The following is a 17,547-nucleotide window of genomic DNA, read 5'->3' as shown; positions in this document are numbered from 1 at the left end:
CTCGCTGGAAGAGTTGTCGTCGTCGATCAATTGATCTGCGCGATCGAACCGAGCGGCACGCCGCCCACGCCGTTCACCTGCACGTACGTGCCCACGCTGGTGCCGCCGTAGCCCACGCCGCTTACCGTGCCGCCGACATAGGTGGAGAGCGCGTTGCCCCCCTGGTCGGCGGCCGCGATGCTGTAGGTGCCGGTCGGCACCGTGTTGCCGCTGTCGTCCTTGCCGTCCCAGCTGTAGTTGGCCAGGCCGGCCGGCTGCGCGCCCAGGTCGATCGTGCGCACCTTCTTGCCGCTGCTGTCCGTGACGACGAGCTGTACGTCGGAAGAAGCGCTGGTGACGCCCACCGCGCCGCTCATGGTGCTGCCGGCGTAGCTGAGGCTGTCTGACGGCACCAGCACGCTGCGTCCCACCAGGCCGACCGAGCCGAGCACCTGCGAGGTCTGCATGGCGCTGGAAACCTGGCCGGAGAGGCTGTTGACGGTGCTGTCGAGATCCTGCGTGGAAGCCAGCTGGCTGAACTGCGCCAGCTGCGACACGAACTGCGTGTTGTCCATCGGGTTGGTGGGATCCTGCGCCTGCAACTGGGCGGTAAGCAATTGCAGGAAGTCGGCCTGGCTCATCGAATTGCCGAGCACGTTGCCGGTCGCGCCCGAGGCGCTGCTGGTGTTCGAAGTGTTGGCGGTGGTGTTGATCGCGGTCATGGCGGGAAACTCACTGGCCCAGGGTCAAGGTCTTGGTCATCAGCTGCTTGGCGGTGTTCATCACCTCGACGTTGTTCTGGTACGAACGCGACGCCGAGATCATGTTGACCAGCGCATCCACCGGGTTGACGTTGCTGCCGTAGACGTAGCCGTCGGCATTCGCCAGCGGGTTGCCCGGCTCGTAGCGCACGGGAATCGCCTCCTGGCTTTCGGTGATGCCGAGCACCTGCACGCCTTCGCTGGCATCGGCATCGGCGCTGTCGCTGCCGTCGCCGAGCAGCGCGGACTGCCGCCTGTGCACGGCGGCGAACAGCGGCTCGCGCGCGTGATAGGCGCCTTCCGGCGTGGAGGACACGCTGTCCGCATTGGCGAGGTTGCTGGCCACGGTGTTGAGCCGCAGCGACTGGGCGGCCATGCCGGAGCCGGCCACGTTGAAGATGGAAAAGAGCGAGGACATCAGCTTTGGCCTCCGGTGATGGCGGTGCGCAGCATGTGGATCTGCGCCGTGATGAAGGAGAGGCTGGCTTGGTAGTGCACGCTGTTGGCGGCGAAGTCGGCCTGCTCGACCTGGGTGTTCACGGTGTTGCCGTCCATGCTGGGCTGCGTCGGCACGCGGTATTCCAGCGTCGCGCCGCCCTGCCCGGGACTCGTGCCGTCGCCGATCTGCCCCCGCGTGGGCGCCTCCAGCGCCAGCTTGCCGCCATCGCTGCCGCCGCTGGCCGCGGCCAGCGCCTTGCGGAAGTCGATGTCGCGCGCGAGATAGCCGGGGGTGTCGGCATTGGCCAGGTTGTTGGCCAGCACGTCGGCGCGGCGCTGCCACAGCTCCAGCGCCTGGGTGTGGATGCCGAACAGGTTTTGGGGAACGGGATTCATTCGGTCTGCTCCGCGTGCATTGGCCGCACGGAGCAGAAGGCAAGTTGCATGCCACTAGGCCGAAGCCCTTGCCACGACTGGGCTGGCAGGATTTTCGCCGCGGCGTCGCCACGGCGGCACCCTGGAGAAGTCGATTTGTTGACGCGCCTGCGGCGGCGCTTTCAGGGCGTCAGCCGGCCGCCGTATCCACCGGCAGCAGCTCGAACACGGCTTGCGCCAGCAGGTCGGGCTGGAACTTGGCGACAAAGGCGTCGGCCTTCACTTCCTTGACCATCGCCTCGTTGAAGCCGCCGCTGAGCGAGCTGTGCAGCACCACCTTAAGCCGGCACAGCTCCGGCGCCTCGCGGATGGCGCGGGTCAGCGCGTAGCCGTCCAGCTTCGGCATCTCGATGTCGGACACCACCAGCTTCACGCCTTCGTCCGGATCGCCGGCGGCCAGCTTGCGCAGCTTGTCCAGCGCCTCGCGGCCGTCCTTCGCCACCACGCACTCGATGCTCATCTGCTTGAACAGCGCCACCAGGCGGCGGCGCGCGATCAGCGAGTCGTCCACCACCATCACCCGGCGCGGCGACAACTGGCGCGCGTCGGCAAGGCGCTGCATCTGCACGGAAAGGTCGGCCGGCGCCGAGTCGATGCTGGCCAGCACCTGCTCCACGTCGACCACCGCCAGCAAGGCGCCATCCAGGCGGGTCACCGCGTTGACCTTGTTGCCGAAGCCCAGCACCGCCGGCGGCTCCGCCATCTTTTCGCCGTCGCACTGCACCATGCGCTGCAGGTCGGCGACCAGGAAACCCTGCACCGAACGGCTGAATTCGGTGACCATCAAATGTGCCGATGGCTCGTCGCGCAGCGGCGGATAACCCAGCGCGGCGGCCAGGTCGATCACCGGGATGGTCTGCCCGCGGTAGTCGCAACTGCCGGCCAGCAACTCGTGGATGCCCATCATGCGTTCCAGCGGCGGGCGGCGCATCACCTCGCGCACCTTGAACACATTGATGCCGAACAGTTGCGCATCGCCGAGCCGGAACAGCAGCATGGCCACGCGGTTGTGGCCGGCCAGCCGGGTATGCTGCTCCACCTTTTCCAGCAACGTGCCGCCCATGCGGACTCCTCGCGATGACTTGCCGGCACAGCGGCCGTACGCGCAGGCTATCGGCCACGCCGCGGGCCGCTTGAGCTCGATCGGCGGCTTTCGCCGGTGGCACGTGGATTGCTTTCTCAAGCCCAGGCGGTTTTGGACGATGCAGTCCTCTGCTATCGCCCACCGCCCACTTACACAAGGTGACGTCCATCCCATGAGCCTGATCTGGAATCAGCACCTCGCCCCCTTGGTGGAAGCCGCCGCCGCCGGCGACGACACCCGGCTTGCCGCGCTGCGCCGGGCACACCCGCGCGTCGCACAAACGCTGGCACCGCTGCTGGCCCGCGTCGCCAATCGGCCGCCGGCCACCGTGGCGCTGCAGTCCGTGGAGCAGCAGAGCCTGGTCTTGAACGCCGTGCAGCAGCTCGCGCGCGAACAGGCGGCGCTGGACAAGGCCGCCGTCGAGGGCCGCAGCAGCGTCGATCGCTTGACGGAAGGCAGCGCCAGCATCTCGACGGCCCTGCAGCAGGTCGGCGCCGAACTGGAGCAGGCCAGCAAGGCCAGCCAGAGCGGAGGTAGTTCGGTCAGCGAACTCGACGGCCAGCTGCGGCTGCTGCGCAGCGCGCTGGCGGCCATGAACCGCAACCAGAGCAAGCTGGCCGAGCAGGTGGAGCAGATCCGCAAGCTCACCTCCTCGGTGCAGGAAATCGCCCACCAGACCAACCTGGTCGCGCTGAACGCGGCCATCGAGGCCGCGCGCGCCGGCGAGGCGGGCCGCGGCTTCGCCGTGGTCGCGGACGAGGTCAAACAACTGGCGGAAAAGACCGCGCTCACCACGGCGGAAATCGAAAGCGTCACCGTTTCCATCGGCGACTTCTCCACCCAGCTGGATGGCGACGTGCAGCACAGCCTGCAGCAGTTGGAACGCGCCCAGGCCGGTGCCGCGCAATCGGGCAGCACGCTGGAATCCGGCAGCCAGGCCTTGCGCAACGCCACGGATCGCGTGCAGAAGCTGCAGCAGAACCACGACGCCCAGCACGCGCGCGCCACCAACGTGCAATCCGCCCTCGGTGCCTTGCAGCGCCGCGCCGGCGAAGCGCGGCGCCAGTCCGACTCGCTGCAGCGCGCCGCCCTGCTCTCGCATCGGCTGAGCTTGGACTGGCTGGAAGGCATCAGCGGCAAGGACACGGGCAGCCTCAGCCTGACCTTGCGCGAAGCCTCGCTCAACCTGCGCCAGGCGGCCGAGCTGGCGCTGCTGGAACCGGCCGCGCTGGATCGGCGCTGGTTCGATACCCATGCGATCCGCGCCAGCGTCGAGCGGCTGGGCGCGCTGAGCGCAGGAAAGCCGGCGGCCAGCGGCCTCGTCGCGGCCGGCGAACAGCTGTGCGAACTGGGCAGCCGTTTCATCGCGCAGCTGTGCAACGGCGAAGCCGACCAGGCTGCGACGCTGTCGCCGCAGATCGAAGCCGCCCGCGACGCCCTGCTGGCGCAACTCGACAAGCTGCTGGCGGACGCGTGAAGCCGGCCCGCGCCAGCATCAGCCGTCTGCTCGCCCTTGCGGGGCTCATCCTGGCGTGGTCGGGCGCCGGCCTCGCTGCCGAGCCGGCCGCCGATGCCACGCTCGCCGCCGCCAGACAGGCCGTGCTGGCCCGTTTCGGCCTGCCGGGCAGCCGCGTGGAGGCCAAGGCCTTGCCGCTCGATCCGCGCCTGCACCTCGCGCCTTGCGCTCTGCCGCCGCGCGCCATGCTGAGCGATGCCATACGCCCCGCCCCCAACCTCAGCGTGCCCGTGCAATGCCCACAGGCCGGCGGCTGGACGATCCGCGTGCAGGTACAAATGCAGCTGTACCGCCCGGTGCTGGTCACCAGCCGTCCGCTGATGCGTGGCGACGGCTTGCGCCCGGCCGACGTGCATGTCGAACAACGCGACGTGACCCGGCTGGGCTACGGTTACCTCGACAACCTCGGACAGGCGGAAGGACGCACCCTCGCCCGCGACCTGCCCAGTGGCAGCGTGGTCACTCCGGCCGCACTCGGTGGCCGGAACATGGTGCGCGCCGGCGACCACGTGGTGGTGGTGGCCAGCATGGACGGCATCGTGGTGCGCGCCGACGGCATCGCGCTGGGCAGCGGCGACAACGGCGCCCGCCTGCGCGTGCGCAACGAAAGCTCGGGCAGGGTGGTCGACGCCATGGTTCACGCCCCCGGCGTGGTGCAGGCTCTGCCATGAAACCGGCCACCGCTTCCACATTTCATTCACAGCCCCTAAAGTTTCCGCGCATCGGGCCGATGCCCTACTCACAGGGCCAATCATTCATGAGAACGGACGCATGAACACGACCATTTCCAACAACGGCTTGCCGAAGCTCCAACAGGCTCCCGGCCAGACTGGCGGCAACCAGGCCACGGACTCTTCCTCCGCTGCCGGCTCCAGCGCGCCCGCCGCCAAGTCCGACGACCAGCTCAAGCTGACCGACTCGGCCAAGGCCCTGCAGGAAGCCGCACGCACCACCGACTCCAGCGCCATCGACACGCAGCGCGTGCAGCGCGTGCAGAACGCCTTGGCCAACGGCAGCTACAAGATCGACGCCGGCCGCATCGCCGACGGCCTGATTTCCATGGAACGTCAGCTGGGTGGCCCGAGCCGGGCATGAGTTCGCCGCTGCGCCAGGAGTGTGCCGAAGCCCTCGCAACGATACAGGGCGACATGCGCTTGGCGCTGGATCTGCTCGCGCAGGTGCTCGAGGCCGAGCATGCCGCCGTGGGCAACGGCGACATCGAGGCGCTCGACCACGCCGGCGCGCGCAAACAGGCGCTCATGCAGCAGCTCGAACAGCTGGATGCGGAGCGTCGCCTGTTGATCCAGCAACAATCGCCAGCCGAAGCTACGCCGGATTCGGCATGGCTCGCCATCGAACAGTCGCTGCGGCACTGCCAGCAGCTCAACCAGCGCAACGGCGGTATCGTAGGCCAGCGCCTGCATTCGGTGCGGCAAGCCTTGGCTTTGCTAACCGGCGCAGACGGCGGCAACGGGCTCTACGATCGCAGCGGCGAGCTGCATGCCAGCCCGCGTTCACGCCCGCTTGCGGCGGCATGATGTCGAATTGAAATCACTGCCATCCGCGCGAGCGGAGGCTTTTCCAGCGCGCCGTTGGCCGCGGCTCGCACAACCGCCAAATGCGATGCCGGATCGATCATGAGTTCCTCCTCCACTCCCACCGCCCCCGATACCGCCACCCGCAAATCCAGCCTCTACGAGGACGCTACACCGCCGCTGCCGGTTCTGCGCGTGCCGCTGCTCAACCGCGAACGCGAACTGTACGCCTACGAAATCCTGTTCCCGCGCGAAAGCGGCGACGACCATAGCCTGCTGCAAAGCGTGCTGGGGATGATCACCGACGGCGCCCTGACACGCCTCGTCCGCGGCAATCGCGCCTTCCTGAACCTGCCGGCCGAACTGCTGCCGGAAGATGCCGACGTGCTGCTGCACCAGCCCCGCCTGGGCGTGGTGCTGCAGCCGCACGTCGCCAACGATGCGGCGCTGATGCAGCGCCTGCAATCCATGGCCCAACGCGGCTGTCAGTTCATCCTTGATTTGGGCGAACAGGATTTCGGCAACAGCCAGCCGCTGGAAATGCTTCTGCAGATGGTGCAGCTGGTGCGATTGGACGCCAGCCGCTTGTCTCCGGAAGTGCTCGCCCAGCGTGTCGCCCAGTTGCACAATCGCGGCCTCAACGTGGTGGCCGGGCATGTCGACGACAACGCCACCTACGAACGTTGCCTGACGCTGCCGATCGAGGCCGTGCAAGGGCGTTACCTGCTGGTGCCGCAGCCGGTCGAAGTTCCCGTGCTGACCGCCAATCGCCTGAGCATGCTGCGCCTGATGGGCGTGTTGCACGAAAGCAACCCCGGCCCGGTCGAGCTCGGCAACATCGTCCGCGACGATGCCGTACTCAGCTACAAGCTGCTGAGCTGCGTCAACTCGGCCTATTTCGCACTACCGCGGCAGCTGAAGTCGGTGCAGCAGGCCGCGATCTTCTTCGGCGTCACCCGCATGCGCAACTGGGTCGACACCATGGCCATGTGCAGCATGGACGACCGCCCACCGGAACTGCTGCGCGCCGCCCTGATCCGTGCCCACATGTGCGAGCAACTGGCCGAGGGCATGCCGCACGGCAGCGCCGAAATGGCATTTACCGTCGGCCTGTTCTCGTTGCTGGACACCTTGATGTGCGCGCCGATGGAGTTCCTGCTGACCCACTTGCGCCTGGTGCCCGAGATCAGTGACGCACTGACCGGACGCGGTGGCCCGTTTGCCACGATCCTGCAGCAGATCCTCGCCTGGGAAGCCAACGAGCTGACCAGCGCACAAGTGCCCGCGCAGCGCATCCAGCGCCTCGCCGCCATTTATCTGAATGCCACGCAATGGGCCGATCAGGTCTACGCCAGCGCAAACAACGAAAAAAGCGCGCAGTAGAGCTGCACTCGCCACGACATCACGACACCTGCCTGCTGGCACAGCAGGCATCCTCTGCCATTCCGTCGCACACCGCGCAATGGTGCGGTGTCGACGTCCCCCCGCTTTGAGTAGCGGGTCGGTTTAGAGTCCGGAGTTACTTTAACTGCTTCGCGTAGGCGGCAGGTGTCAGCCCACCCAACGCCTTCTTCGGTCGCTCCTCGTTGTACTCCCGGCGCCAGCGTTCGATCTCGGTGCGCGCGTGTAGCAGGCTGGGAAACCAGTGTTCGTTGAGGCACTCATCGCGCAGCCGACCGTTGAACGATTCGATGTAAGCGTTCTGGTTCGGCTTGCCCGGTTCGATCAGGCGCAATTGCACGCCGCGCTCGTGCGACCAGGCGACCATCGCCTTGCCGCAGAACTCTTTGCCGTTGTCAGTGCGAATCGTTTTGGGCAGGCCGCGAATGATTGCCAGACGATCCAGCACGCGCATTACGCCCGTGCCGGAGATGGCTCGCTCGACTTCGATGCCCACCGCCTCATGCGTTGCGTCATCGACGATGGTCAGGCATTTGAGGACGCGGGCGTCGGCGGTGCGATCGAAGACGAAGTCCATCGACCAGACCTCGTTGGGCGCCGATGGACGACACAGCGGTTGCCGCTCGCTCACCGGCACTTTCTTCCGTTTGCGCCGACGCACCTGCAGCCGTTCCTCCCGATACAACCGCTCCACACGCTTGTAGTTCACCGGCTCGCCGCCTTCTTGCCGAAGCTTCAGGTGGATCATCCCCACACCGTAGCGCTTGTGCCGCTGCGCCAGCTCCACGATCCGCCGCCGCAGCACCACGTTGCGGTCTGGCTGCGCCTGATAGCGGTACGCGCTGGCACTCATGCCCACCACGCGCAACGAGCACCGTTCACTTAGCCCCTTGTCGATCATCTGGCGCACCAACGCTCGCCGGGCCGGTGCGCCTACGGTTTTTTTCGCAGGACGTCCTTGATCACCTCGTTCTCAAGCATCTGCTCGGCCAGCAGCTTCTTCAGCCGCGTGTTCTCCGTCTCCAGCTCCTTCAGGCGCTTGGCGTCCGGCACGCTCATGCCGCCGAACTTGCTGCGCCACAGGTAGTAGGAGGCCTCGCTGAAGCCGTGCTGGCGGCACAGATCCTTGATCGGCAGCCCGGCATCCGCCTCACGCAGGAAGCCGATGATCTGTTCTTCGGAAAAGCGTTTCTTCACGTCCAATCTCCTTCGGTTGGGGAATTGGACTCCAAACGGCCGTGCTACTCAAAACCGGGGGGACGTCGGTGTGACTGTGCCCTGCATCCGATAAAGCACCTAACCTCGACAGGGTCGTCAGCACCGAACGACAGGGCTGTAGCAACCGCCTGTAGTGCGCGCTCCGCGTTGCCAAGTCGTCCTTGGGATGATAGGCGATAGGGTCGCCAAGGCACGGTGGAGAGGTTATGTGGAGCCCCAAAAGCAAACACCCCCACCGGTATCGGTGAGGGTGTTTGGGGATAAAGCCCCTGGCGGTGACCTACTCTTGCATGCAAGTGCACACTACCATCGGCGCGGCTGCGTTTCACTTCCGAGTTCGGGATGGGATCGGGTGGGACCACAGCGCTATGGCCGCCAGGGAAGGGGTTGAAGCAGCGCAGATGCGCCGGCTTCAAGAATTTGGCAAACGAGTGACAAGCGTCCGGGTTGAAGTACCGGGATACGTGGTGAAGGCCACTTGGGGTTATATGGTCAAGCCGCACGGCTCATTAGTACGCGTAAGCTCAATGCATTGCTGCACTTCCACACCGCGCCTATCAACCACTTAGTCTAAATGGTGCCTACAGGAGAGTTGAACTCTCGGGAGATCTCATCTTGGGGCGCGCTTCCCGCTTAGATGCTTTCAGCGGTTATCGCTTCCGTTCATAGCTACCGGGCAATGCCATGGGCATGACAACCCGAACACCAGCGGAACGTCCACTCCGGTCCTCTCGTACTAGGAGCAGCCCCCCTCAAATCTCCAACGCCCACGACAGATAGGGACCGAACTGTCTCACGACGTTCTGAACCCAGCTCGCGTACCACTTTAAATGGCGAACAGCCATACCCTTGGGACCGGCTACAGCCCCAGGATGTGATGAGCCGACATCGAGGTGCCAAACACCGCCGTCGATATGAACTCTTGGGCGGTATCAGCCTGTTATCCCCGGAGTACCTTTTATCCGTTGAGCGATGGCCCTTCCATACAGAACCACCGGATCACTAAGACCTACTTTCGTACCTGCTTGATCCGTCGATCTTGCAGTCAAGCACGCTTATGCCTTTGCACACAGTGCGCGATGTCCGACCGCGCTGAGCGTACCTTCGTGCTCCTCCGTTACTCTTTGGGAGGAGACCGCCCCAGTCAAACTACCCACCATACACGGTCCCTGACCCGGATTACGGGCCGAGGTTAGAACGTCAAGCACTTCAGGGTGGTATTTCAAGGATGGCTCCACCGAAACTGGCGTCTCGGTTTCGTAGCCTCCCACCTATCCTACACAGAAGAACTCAACGTTCAGTGTAAAGCTATAGTAAAGGTTCACGGGGTCTTTCCGTCTTGCCGCGGGAACGCTGCATCTTCACAGCGATTTCAATTTCACTGAGTCTCGGGTGGAGACAGCGCCGCTGTCGTTACGCCATTCGTGCAGGTCGGAACTTACCCGACAAGGAATTTCGCTACCTTAGGACCGTTATAGTTACGGCCGCCGTTTACTGGGGCTTCGATCAAGAGCTTCGCCTTGCGGCTGACCCCATCAATTAACCTTCCAGCACCGGGCAGGCGTCACACCCTATACGTCCACTTTCGTGTTTGCAGAGTGCTGTGTTTTTGATAAACAGTCGCAGCGGCCAGGTTACTGCGACCCTCTAACGCTCAGTCACGCACGTGACCACGTCGGAGGGCGCACCTTCTCCCGAAGTTACGGTGCCATTTTGCCTAGTTCCTTCACCCGAGTTCTCTCAAGCGCCTTGGGATTCTCACCCTGCCTACCAGTGTCGGTTTACGGTACGGTTGGCTGTAGCTGAAGCTTAGTGGCTTTTCCTGGAAGCGTGGTATCAGTCACTTCGCCCAAAAGGGCTCGTCTCGGTGCTCGGCATAAAGAGGGCCGGATTTGCCTAACCCTCATGCCTACCGCCTTTCCCCGGGACAACCAACGCCCGGTAGACCTAACCTTCTCCGTCCCCACATCGCACTACAGACCAGTGCTGGAATATTAACCAGCTTCCCATCGACTACGCATTTCTGCCTCGCCTTAGGGGCCGACTCACCCTGCGCCGATGAACGTTGCGCGAGGAAACCTTGGGCTTTCGGCGTGCGGGCTTTTCACCCGCATTATCGTTACTCATGTCAGCATTCGCACTTCCGATACCTCCAGCAGACTTTACAATCCACCTTCACAGGCTTACGGAACGCTCCTCTACCGCGCACATTGCTGTGCACCCCGAGCTTCGGTGTCTAGCTTAGCCCCGTTAAATCTTCCGCGCAGACCGACTCGACCAGTGAGCTATTACGCTTTCTTTAAAGGATGGCTGCTTCTAAGCCAACCTCCTGGCTGTCTATGCCTTTCCACATCGTTTTCCACTTAGCTAGAACTTGGGGACCTTAGCTGCGGGTCTGGGTTGTTTCCCTTTTCACGACGGACGTTAGCACCCGCCGTGTGTCTCCCGGATAGTCTGTCCTGGTATTCGGAGTTTGCCATGGTTTGCTAAGTCGCGATGACCCGCTAGCCATAACAGTGCTCTACCCCCAGGAAGATTCGTCCGAGGCGCTACCTAAATAGCTTTCGAGGAGAACCAGCTATCTCCGAGTTTGTTTAGCCTTTCACTCCTATCCACAGCTCATCCCCATCTATTGCAACAGATGTGGGTTCGGTCCTCCAGTGCGTGTTACCGCACCTTCAACCTGGCCATGGATAGATCACTCGGTTTCGGGTCTACTGCCAGAGACTATGCGCCCTATTCAGACTCGGTTTCCCTTCGCCTCCCCTAGACGGTTAAGCTTGCCACTGACAGTAAGTCGCTGACCCATTATACAAAAGGTACGCAGTCACCCTTACGGGCTTCCACTGCTTGTACGTATACGGTTTCAGGGTCTATTTCACTCCCCTCTCCGGGGTTCTTTTCGCCTTTCCCTCACGGTACTTGTTCGCTATCGGTCAGTCAGGAGTATTTAGCCTTGGAGGATGGTCCCCCCATGTTCAGACAGGGTTTCTCGTGCCCCGCCCTACTCAATTTCATGCACGGTGCCCTTTCGCCTACCGGGCTATCACCGTCTGCGGCGGGCCTTTCCAGACCCTTCGACTAAAACACTGTGCACTTTTGGGCTAGTCCGCGTTCGCTCGTCGCTACTGACGGAATCTCGGTTGATTTCTTTTCCTCCGGGTACTTAGATATTTCAGTTCCCCGGGTTCGCTTCCGCAACCTATGAATTCAGTTACGGATACCTATTGCTAGGTGGGTTTCCCCATTCGGACATTGCCGGATCAAAGCTTGTTGCCAGCTCCCCGACACTTTTCGCAGGCTGCCACGTCCTTCATCGCCTCTGACTGCCAAGGCATCCACCGTATACGCTTGGTCGCTTGACCATATAACCCCAAGTCGCCTCAGGGCCATACTTTCAAACCACCTGTTCGTGCCTCAACACGTGTCTCGGTTCAGTTCGAACCAAGACGCTTGTCACTCGTTTGCCAGTTTTCAAAGAACACAAGAACGGCCTCAACGCCGCCTCGCTTCAAAATCTTTTAGTGTGCTTGTCTTCACGCAGTCCATCGTGGTGGAGCCAGTCGGGATCGAACCGACGACCCCCTGCTTGCAAAGCAGGTGCTCTCCCAGCTGAGCTATGGCCCCATAGCCTTTGGTGAAGAGTCCGGCCAAGGATGGCCAGTTTTCCGCCGAAGGATCCGGCGACCAGTGATGGTGGGTCTGGGAGGACTCGAACCACCGGCCTCACCCTTATCAGGGGTGCGCTCTAACCACCTGAGCTACAGACCCGCAAAGCTTTCTTGCAGGGACGCTACGTGAAATACAGGTGTCTTGTGTGGACGTCTTGCGCGACGGATCGCGCTGTCGTTCTCGAAAGGAGGTGATCCAGCCGCACCTTCCGATACGGCTACCTTGTTACGACTTCACCCCAGTCATGAACCACTCCGTGGTCGTCGTCCCCCTTGCGGTTAGACTAACGGCTTCTGGAGCAACTCACTCCCATGGTGTGACGGGCGGTGTGTACAAGGCCCGGGAACGTATTCACCGCAGCATAGCTGATCTGCGATTACTAGCGATTCCGACTTCATGGAGTCGAGTTGCAGACTCCAATCCGGACTGGGATCGGCTTTCTGGGATTGGCTCCACCTCGCGGTATTGCAACCCTCTGTACCGACCATTGTAGTACGTGTGTAGCCCTGGCCGTAAGGGCCATGAGGACTTGACGTCATCCCCACCTTCCTCCGGTTTGTCACCGGCAGTCTCCTTAGAGTTCCCACCATTACGTGCTGGCAACTAAGGACAAGGGTTGCGCTCGTTGCGGGACTTAACCCAACATCTCACGACACGAGCTGACGACAGCCATGCAGCACCTGTGTTCCGATTCCCGAAGGCACTCCCGCATCTCTGCAGGATTCCGGACATGTCAAGGCCAGGTAAGGTTCTTCGCGTTGCATCGAATTAAACCACATACTCCACCGCTTGTGCGGGCCCCCGTCAATTCCTTTGAGTTTCAGTCTTGCGACCGTACTCCCCAGGCGGCGAACTTAACGCGTTAGCTTCGACACTGATCTCCGAGTTGAGACCAACATCCAGTTCGCATCGTTTAGGGCGTGGACTACCAGGGTATCTAATCCTGTTTGCTCCCCACGCTTTCGTGCTTCAGCGTCAGTGTTGTCCCAGATGGCCGCCTTCGCCACTGATGTTCCTCCCGATCTCTACGCATTTCACCGCTACACCGGGAATTCCACCATCCTCTGACACACTCTAGCTCGCCAGTATCCATCGCCATTCCCAGGTTGAGCCCGGGGATTTCACGACAGACTTAACGAACCGCCTACGCACCCTTTACGCCCAGTAATTCCGATTAACGCTTGCACCCTTCGTATTACCGCGGCTGCTGGCACGAAGTTAGCCGGTGCTTATTCCTCAGGTACCGTCAGCTCCACGGGGTATTGGCCCATGGCATTTCGCTCCTGATAAAAGTGCTTTACAACCCGAAGGCCTTCTTCACACACGCGGCATTGCTGGATCAGGCTTGCGCCCATTGTCCAATATTCCCCACTGCTGCCTCCCGTAGGAGTCTGGGCCGTGTCTCAGTCCCAGTGTGGCTGATCATCCTCTCAGACCAGCTAGCGATCGTCGCCTTGGTAGGCCATTACCCTACCAACTAGCTAATCGCACATCGGTTCGTCCAACCGCGCGAGGTCTTGCGAGCCCCCGCTTTCTCCCATGGGACGTATGCGGTATTAGCGTAAGTTTCCCTACGTTATCCCCCACGTTTGGGTAGATCCCGATGCATTACTCACCCGTCCGCCACTCGCCACCCGGTATTGCTACCTGTGCTGCCGTTCGACTTGCATGTGTTAGGCATGCCGCCAGCGTTCAATCTGAGCCAGGATCAAACTCTTCACTTAAGTTTTCGATCTCCCGAAGAAGATCTATCTTTCTGAAGCGTGACCCCAACCAATCAAAACTCATTACTGACTTTCTTTTGGGTGGGACGCTTGCATTGCTTGGACAGGTCATCGACCCGCCAGCGCAAGGCGTCCACACAATTCACCTGTGCACACTGTCAAAGATCACTTCACCGCGGAGCTTTCCGCCGTGGGACATTTCGTCCCGGTGAGCCGCCTACTATACATCGTCTTTCCTGTCCGTCAACACCCGCTGCCAAGAATCTTTATTTGCGGGGTGGTGACGCGAACCCTTCGAAGCAAGGCGTCTCGTCGAAGGGGCGAGAATCATAGCGCCGCTGCGTGCGACTGTGAAGAGGCTACGCACAAATTTTTCAGGCCGCGACGCGGCGTCGGCATACACTCAGTGATCGACGCATACACGCAAAGGCAAGCACGCATGTCGAAGCCACTGGCCGTCACACTGCTGCTCGCACTGTCCTGCAGCGCCTGTTCGGGCCCGCATGCAGCAGCAGTGACGGTGACTCTGCGCGGCCAGCACTTCACAGCGGAACTGGCTACCCACGAGGCCGCGCGTGAGCGCGGCCTGATGATGCGCACGGCGCTGGCCGCGGATCACGGCATGCTGTTCGTGTTCCCCGACACGGCACAACGCGGGTTCTGGATGAAGAACACGCTGATCCCGCTCGACATCCTGTACTTCGATGCAAAGCGCAAACTGGTGTCCGCACAGCAGAACGTGCCACCGTGCAAGGCCGATCCCTGCCCGATCTATCCGAGCACGGGGCCGGCGCGTTACGTGCTTGAGCTGCCGGCGGGCACGGCCAGGCGGATCGGCGTGCGCGACGGCGACACGCTGGCGATCAAGGGCGAAGTGGGGTCGGCGGACTGAGCGACGACGAGGCCGACGCGGTAGGGGATCAATGCTTCCATGCAAACCGCATCGAGCATGTCCCACTCGTCTTCAAACGGAATGAACTGCTGCATGGTGGTGCTTCCGGCGAAACGCGCAAGGCTTGCGCGTGGAAGCATCACAGCGGATCGGCAGGCCCGTTCGCAGGCGGGAAGATGGCGAAATCGGGCCGCCTGCTGACGGGAACCTGCTGGTGGAAACCGGCGATCAGTCGACCTCGATCATCTCGAAGTCGCTCTTGGTAGCGCCGCAATCCGGGCAAGTCCAGGTCTCGGGCACGTCTTCCCAGCGCGTGCCTGGCTCAATGCCTTCTTCCGGCACGCCCAGCACCTCGTCATAGATGTAACCGCAGACCACGCACATCCACTTGCGCTGACCGGGAACCTGGCTTGCACTGTCGCTCATCGTCGGGCTTCTTTGTTCTAGGGTGAATGGTGCATTCTCGCAACTCGCCTGCCGTTGCGGAAGCTGCACGATGACCCGAACCCGATTGCCACACCGCGGCCTGTACGCGATCACCGATGGCCCGCGTACCGGCCTGATGGATGCAGTTGCACAGGCGCTGGCCGGCGGCGCGCGCGTGCTGCAGTACCGCGACAAGACCGCGGATGCCGCGCAACGCCATGCCGAAGCCGTCGCGCTCAAGCGCCTGTGCGACACGCATGCCGTGCCGCTCATCATCAACGACGACGTCGCGCTTGCTGCCGCGGCAGGCGCCGCGGGAGTGCACCTGGGTCGCGACGATGGCGACGTCGCCGCCGCGCGCGCTGCGCTTGGCAGCGGTGCGATCATCGGCGTGTCTTGCTACGACTCGCTCGAACTCGCGCGTGCCGCGTCGGCGGCGGGCGCCGACTACGTGGCTTTCGGTGCGTTCTTCCCCTCGCCCACCAAGCCGCACGCGGCGCGCGCCTCGCCTGACCTGCTGCGACAGAGCGCCGCGCTGGGCGTGCCGCGGGTGGCCATCGGCGGCATCACGCCGGACAATGCGCCCTCGCTGATCGAAGCCGGCGCGGATTTCCTCGCCGTCATCTCGGCGGTTTTTTCCGCGCCTGACGTGCGCGCCGCCGCGCAGCGCTTCGCCTGCCTCTACCCGTCCGATTGATCGAGAGCCCACCGATGAGCACCAACCACGAACTGTTCCAGCGCGCCCAGCAACGCCTGCCCGGCGGCGTGAACTCGCCGGTGCGCGCGTTCAAGTCCGTGGGCGGCGAGCCGTTCTTCACCACGCGCGCCGACGGCGCCTACCTGTGGGACGTGGAAGGCACGCGCTACATCGACTACGTGGGCTCGTGGGGCCCGATGATCGTGGGCCACAATCATCCCTTCGTGCGCGAAGCGGTGGAACGCGCAGTGAAAGACGGCCTCTCCTTCGGCACGCCCTGCCCGGCCGAGGTGACGATGGCCGAAACCATCGCGAAACTGTTGCCGTCGGTGGAAATGGTGCGCATGGTGAACTCGGGCACCGAGGCCACCATGTCGGCGATCCGCCTCGCGCGCGGCGCCACCGGTCGCGCCAAGATCGTGAAGTTCGAGGGCTGCTACCACGGCCATGGCGACAGCTTCCTGGTCAAGGCCGGCTCCGGCGCGCTCACCTTCGGCGTGCCCACCTCGCCCGGCGTACCCAAGGCCAGCGCCGACCTCACGCTCACCCTGCCCTACAACGACCTCGACGCGGCGAAGGCGCTGTTCGCGGAACAAGGCGGTGACATCGCCGGCCTGATCATCGAGCCGGTCGCCGGCAACATGAACTGCATCCCGCCGGTGGACGGCTACCTGCCAGGCCTGCGCGAACTGTGCACGCGGCACGGCGCGCTCTTGATCTTCGACGAGGTGATGACCGGCTTCCGCGTGGCGCTGGGCGGCGCGCAGGCGCACTACGGCGTGACGCCCGACCTCAGCACCTTCGGCAAGATCATCGGCGGCGGCATGCCGGTGGGCGCCTACGGCGGCCGGCGCGACTTGATGGAACAGGTCGCGCCCAGCGGCCCGATCTACCAGGCCGGCACGCTCAGCGGCAACCCGGTGGCGATGGCGGCGGGCCTGGCGATGCTGGAGCTGATCCAGGCTCCGGGCTTCTACGACACGCTCGCCGCGCGCACGCGCCTGCTCTGCGACGGCTTCCAGTCGGTGGCGGATGGCGCCGGCGTGCCGTTCAGCACCAACCGCGTGGGCGGCATGTTCGGGCTGTTCTTCTGCGCGGAGAAAGTCACCAGCTACGCGCAGGCCACCACGGCGGACACTGCGCTGTTCAACCGTTTCTTCCACGGCATGCTGAAGCGCGGGGTGTACCTCGCACCCAGCGCGTTCGAGGCGGGCTTCCTGTCCAGCGCGCATTCGGATCAGGACATCGCCGACACCCTGCAGGCCGCGCGCGAGGCGCTGGCCGAGGCGAAAGGCTGAATCGCGCGCCGCCCGACGCCTGGGCGACGTACCCGATTTCACCAACTGCCGGTGTTGGGCATCGAAACCCACGGCTCCTGCGGCGGCAGGTGGCCGTCCTGCAGCAGCTCGACGGAAATCAGGTCGGGCGAGCGCACGAAGGCCATGTGGCCGTCGCGCGGCGGGCGATGGATGGTGTAGCCCATGTCCATCAGCCGCCGGCAGGTGGCGTAGATGTCGTCCACGCGGAACGCGAGGTGGCCGAAATTGCGCGCACTGCCGTAGTCCTCGGTCGAACCCCAGTTGTAGGTGAGCTCGATCTCCGCCTCGGGACTGTCCGGCGCGGCAAGGAAAACCAGGGTGAACTTGCCCTGGGCGTTTTCCATGCGACGCGTCTCGCGCAGCCCCAGTCCCTCGCAATAAAAGCGCAGCGAGGCGTCGATGTCGCGCACGCGCACCATGGTGTGCAGGTATTTCATCGCCTGTCTCCAA

Annotated in this window: 15 protein-coding genes, 2 tRNA genes and 3 rRNA genes; 8 read left to right on the top strand and 12 right to left on the bottom strand. The window is 63.4% G+C overall.

The genetic code is table 11. The annotated features are described in order from the left end of the window. Positions 1-26: 26 nt before the first annotated feature. The 4 genes from ACZ5Z2_RS02500 to ACZ5Z2_RS02485 all read right to left on the bottom strand — a co-directional run bounded on the left by ACZ5Z2_RS02500 (position 27) and on the right by ACZ5Z2_RS02485 (position 2,676). A complete protein-coding gene (locus ACZ5Z2_RS02500; RefSeq protein ID WP_464760401.1) occupies positions 27-701 on the bottom strand; it encodes a flagellar hook assembly protein FlgD in 675 nt (224 codons plus the stop codon). A gap of 10 nt (positions 702-711) precedes the next feature. Then, positions 712-1,158 (bottom strand): flagellar basal body rod protein FlgC, encoded by a 447-nt coding sequence (gene flgC / locus ACZ5Z2_RS02495; RefSeq protein WP_464760400.1) that lies wholly within the window; start codon positions 1,156-1,158, stop codon positions 712-714. Continuing rightward, entirely contained in the window at positions 1,158-1,574 is a 417-nt protein-coding gene (flgB, locus tag ACZ5Z2_RS02490) for a flagellar basal body rod protein FlgB (RefSeq protein WP_464760399.1), read from the bottom strand. The genes flgC and flgB overlap by 1 nt, the downstream gene beginning before the upstream one ends. Before the next feature lie 169 nt (positions 1,575-1,743). Beyond that, a complete protein-coding gene (locus tag ACZ5Z2_RS02485; RefSeq protein ID WP_464760398.1) occupies positions 1,744-2,676 on the bottom strand; it encodes a chemotaxis protein in 933 nt (310 codons plus the stop codon). Positions 2,677-2,869: 193 nt separating this feature from the next. Here ACZ5Z2_RS02485 and ACZ5Z2_RS02480 point away from each other — a divergent pair, with 193 nt between their 5' ends. The 5 genes from ACZ5Z2_RS02480 (at position 2,870) to ACZ5Z2_RS02460 (ending at position 7,131) form a co-directional block, all read left to right on the top strand. Then, complete coding sequence (locus tag ACZ5Z2_RS02480; RefSeq protein WP_464760397.1) at positions 2,870-4,174, top strand: methyl-accepting chemotaxis protein; 1,305 nt, start codon at positions 2,870-2,872, stop codon at positions 4,172-4,174. Further along, the gene (flgA, locus tag ACZ5Z2_RS02475; protein WP_464760396.1) at positions 4,171-4,884 is read left to right on the top strand and encodes a flagellar basal body P-ring formation chaperone FlgA; all 714 of its coding nucleotides are present in this window, start codon (positions 4,171-4,173) and stop codon (positions 4,882-4,884) included. Before ACZ5Z2_RS02480 ends, flgA begins: the two co-directional genes overlap by 4 nt. A 100-nt stretch (positions 4,885-4,984) precedes the next feature. Next, positions 4,985-5,308 carry a flagellar biosynthesis anti-sigma factor FlgM gene (gene flgM / locus ACZ5Z2_RS02470; RefSeq protein ID WP_464760395.1) on the top strand — a complete coding sequence of 108 codons (324 nt, stop codon included), beginning with the start codon at positions 4,985-4,987 and terminating at the stop codon, positions 5,306-5,308. Continuing rightward, positions 5,305-5,751, top strand: a complete 447-nt coding sequence (locus ACZ5Z2_RS02465) for a flagella synthesis protein FlgN (RefSeq protein ID WP_464760394.1) — start codon at positions 5,305-5,307, stop codon at positions 5,749-5,751. Before flgM ends, ACZ5Z2_RS02465 begins: the two co-directional genes overlap by 4 nt. A gap of 99 nt (positions 5,752-5,850) precedes the next feature. Beyond that, positions 5,851-7,131, top strand: a complete 1,281-nt coding sequence (locus ACZ5Z2_RS02460; RefSeq protein ID WP_464760393.1) for an EAL and HDOD domain-containing protein — start codon at positions 5,851-5,853, stop codon at positions 7,129-7,131. 136 nt (positions 7,132-7,267) lie between these two features. On the opposite strand, the gene ACZ5Z2_RS02455 is transcribed toward ACZ5Z2_RS02460, so the two are convergent. The 6 genes from ACZ5Z2_RS02455 to ACZ5Z2_RS02430 all read right to left on the bottom strand — a co-directional run bounded on the left by ACZ5Z2_RS02455 (position 7,268) and on the right by ACZ5Z2_RS02430 (position 13,763). Next, a protein-coding gene (locus ACZ5Z2_RS02455) for an IS3 family transposase (RefSeq protein WP_464759962.1) occupies positions 7,268-8,346 on the bottom strand; the annotation gives its coding sequence in 2 pieces (ribosomal slippage) (positions 7,268-8,088 and positions 8,088-8,346; 1,080 coding nt in all). A gap of 288 nt (positions 8,347-8,634) precedes the next feature. Then, a 5S ribosomal RNA gene (rrf, locus tag ACZ5Z2_RS02450) occupies positions 8,635-8,747 on the bottom strand. A gap of 108 nt (positions 8,748-8,855) precedes the next feature. Continuing rightward, a 23S ribosomal RNA gene (locus ACZ5Z2_RS02445) occupies positions 8,856-11,732 on the bottom strand. A gap of 186 nt (positions 11,733-11,918) precedes the next feature. Beyond that, a tRNA-Ala gene (locus ACZ5Z2_RS02440) sits at positions 11,919-11,994 on the bottom strand. Positions 11,995-12,061: 67 nt separating this feature from the next. After that, positions 12,062-12,138, bottom strand: a tRNA-Ile gene (locus ACZ5Z2_RS02435). 84 nt (positions 12,139-12,222) lie between these two features. Beyond that, positions 12,223-13,763: ribosomal RNA gene (locus tag ACZ5Z2_RS02430) — 16S ribosomal RNA — on the bottom strand. Together the 16S, 23S and 5S rRNA genes with 2 tRNA genes alongside form the textbook arrangement of a ribosomal RNA operon. 439 nt (positions 13,764-14,202) lie before the next feature. Between ACZ5Z2_RS02430 and ACZ5Z2_RS02425 the strand changes: the two genes are divergently transcribed. Continuing rightward, positions 14,203-14,655: a DUF192 domain-containing protein gene (locus ACZ5Z2_RS02425; RefSeq protein ID WP_464760392.1), complete on the top strand. Its 453-nt coding sequence runs from the start codon at positions 14,203-14,205 to the stop codon at positions 14,653-14,655. A 228-nt stretch (positions 14,656-14,883) separates the two neighbouring features. On the opposite strand, the gene ACZ5Z2_RS02420 is transcribed toward ACZ5Z2_RS02425, so the two are convergent. Beyond that, positions 14,884-15,081 (bottom strand): rubredoxin, encoded by a 198-nt coding sequence (locus ACZ5Z2_RS02420; RefSeq protein ID WP_192158192.1) that lies wholly within the window; start codon positions 15,079-15,081, stop codon positions 14,884-14,886. A 70-nt stretch (positions 15,082-15,151) separates the two neighbouring features. Here ACZ5Z2_RS02420 and thiE point away from each other — a divergent pair, with 70 nt between their 5' ends. Together thiE and hemL are read left to right on the top strand one after the other, a co-directional pair. Continuing rightward, complete coding sequence (thiE, locus tag ACZ5Z2_RS02415; RefSeq protein WP_464760391.1) at positions 15,152-15,778, top strand: thiamine phosphate synthase; 627 nt, start codon at positions 15,152-15,154, stop codon at positions 15,776-15,778. A 14-nt stretch (positions 15,779-15,792) separates the two neighbouring features. After that, on the top strand, positions 15,793-17,076 hold the full coding sequence (hemL, locus tag ACZ5Z2_RS02410; protein ID WP_464760390.1) for a glutamate-1-semialdehyde 2,1-aminomutase: 1,284 nt from the start codon (positions 15,793-15,795) through the stop codon (positions 17,074-17,076). Between the two features lie 38 nt (positions 17,077-17,114). Here the strand turns inward: hemL and ACZ5Z2_RS02405 are convergent, their stop codons facing one another. Then, positions 17,115-17,534, bottom strand: coding sequence for a VOC family protein (locus tag ACZ5Z2_RS02405; protein WP_464760388.1), 420 nt, complete (start codon positions 17,532-17,534; stop codon positions 17,115-17,117). Between the last annotated feature and the right edge of the window lie 13 nt (positions 17,535-17,547).

The sequence above is a fragment of the Rhodanobacter sp. G1 genome, from assembly GCF_055397855.1.
Note: the sequence above shows the minus strand (reverse complement) of the source record. Positions and strands in the feature narration are given on the sequence as shown.

What these genes read in the sequence shown, in the direction of transcription:
- ACZ5Z2_RS02500 (WP_464760401.1), bottom strand. Translation starts at nt 701, where the DNA reads ATGACCGCGATCAACACCACCGCCAACACTTCGAACACCAGCAGCGCC.
- flgC (WP_464760400.1), bottom strand. Translation starts at nt 1,158, where the DNA reads ATGTCCTCGCTCTTTTCCATCTTCAACGTGGCCGGCTCCGGCATGGCC.
- flgB (WP_464760399.1), bottom strand. Translation starts at nt 1,574, where the DNA reads ATGAATCCCGTTCCCCAAAACCTGTTCGGCATCCACACCCAGGCGCTG.
- ACZ5Z2_RS02485 (WP_464760398.1), bottom strand. Translation starts at nt 2,676, where the DNA reads ATGGGCGGCACGTTGCTGGAAAAGGTGGAGCAGCATACCCGGCTGGCC.
- ACZ5Z2_RS02480 (WP_464760397.1), top strand. Translation starts at nt 2,870, where the DNA reads ATGAGCCTGATCTGGAATCAGCACCTCGCCCCCTTGGTGGAAGCCGCC.
- flgM (WP_464760395.1), top strand. Translation starts at nt 4,985, where the DNA reads ATGAACACGACCATTTCCAACAACGGCTTGCCGAAGCTCCAACAGGCT.
- ACZ5Z2_RS02465 (WP_464760394.1), top strand. Translation starts at nt 5,305, where the DNA reads ATGAGTTCGCCGCTGCGCCAGGAGTGTGCCGAAGCCCTCGCAACGATA.
- ACZ5Z2_RS02460 (WP_464760393.1), top strand. Translation starts at nt 5,851, where the DNA reads ATGAGTTCCTCCTCCACTCCCACCGCCCCCGATACCGCCACCCGCAAA.
- ACZ5Z2_RS02425 (WP_464760392.1), top strand. Translation starts at nt 14,203, where the DNA reads ATGTCGAAGCCACTGGCCGTCACACTGCTGCTCGCACTGTCCTGCAGC.
- ACZ5Z2_RS02420 (WP_192158192.1), bottom strand. Translation starts at nt 15,081, where the DNA reads ATGAGCGACAGTGCAAGCCAGGTTCCCGGTCAGCGCAAGTGGATGTGC.
- thiE (WP_464760391.1), top strand. Translation starts at nt 15,152, where the DNA reads ATGACCCGAACCCGATTGCCACACCGCGGCCTGTACGCGATCACCGAT.
- hemL (WP_464760390.1), top strand. Translation starts at nt 15,793, where the DNA reads ATGAGCACCAACCACGAACTGTTCCAGCGCGCCCAGCAACGCCTGCCC.
- ACZ5Z2_RS02405 (WP_464760388.1), bottom strand. Translation starts at nt 17,534, where the DNA reads ATGAAATACCTGCACACCATGGTGCGCGTGCGCGACATCGACGCCTCG.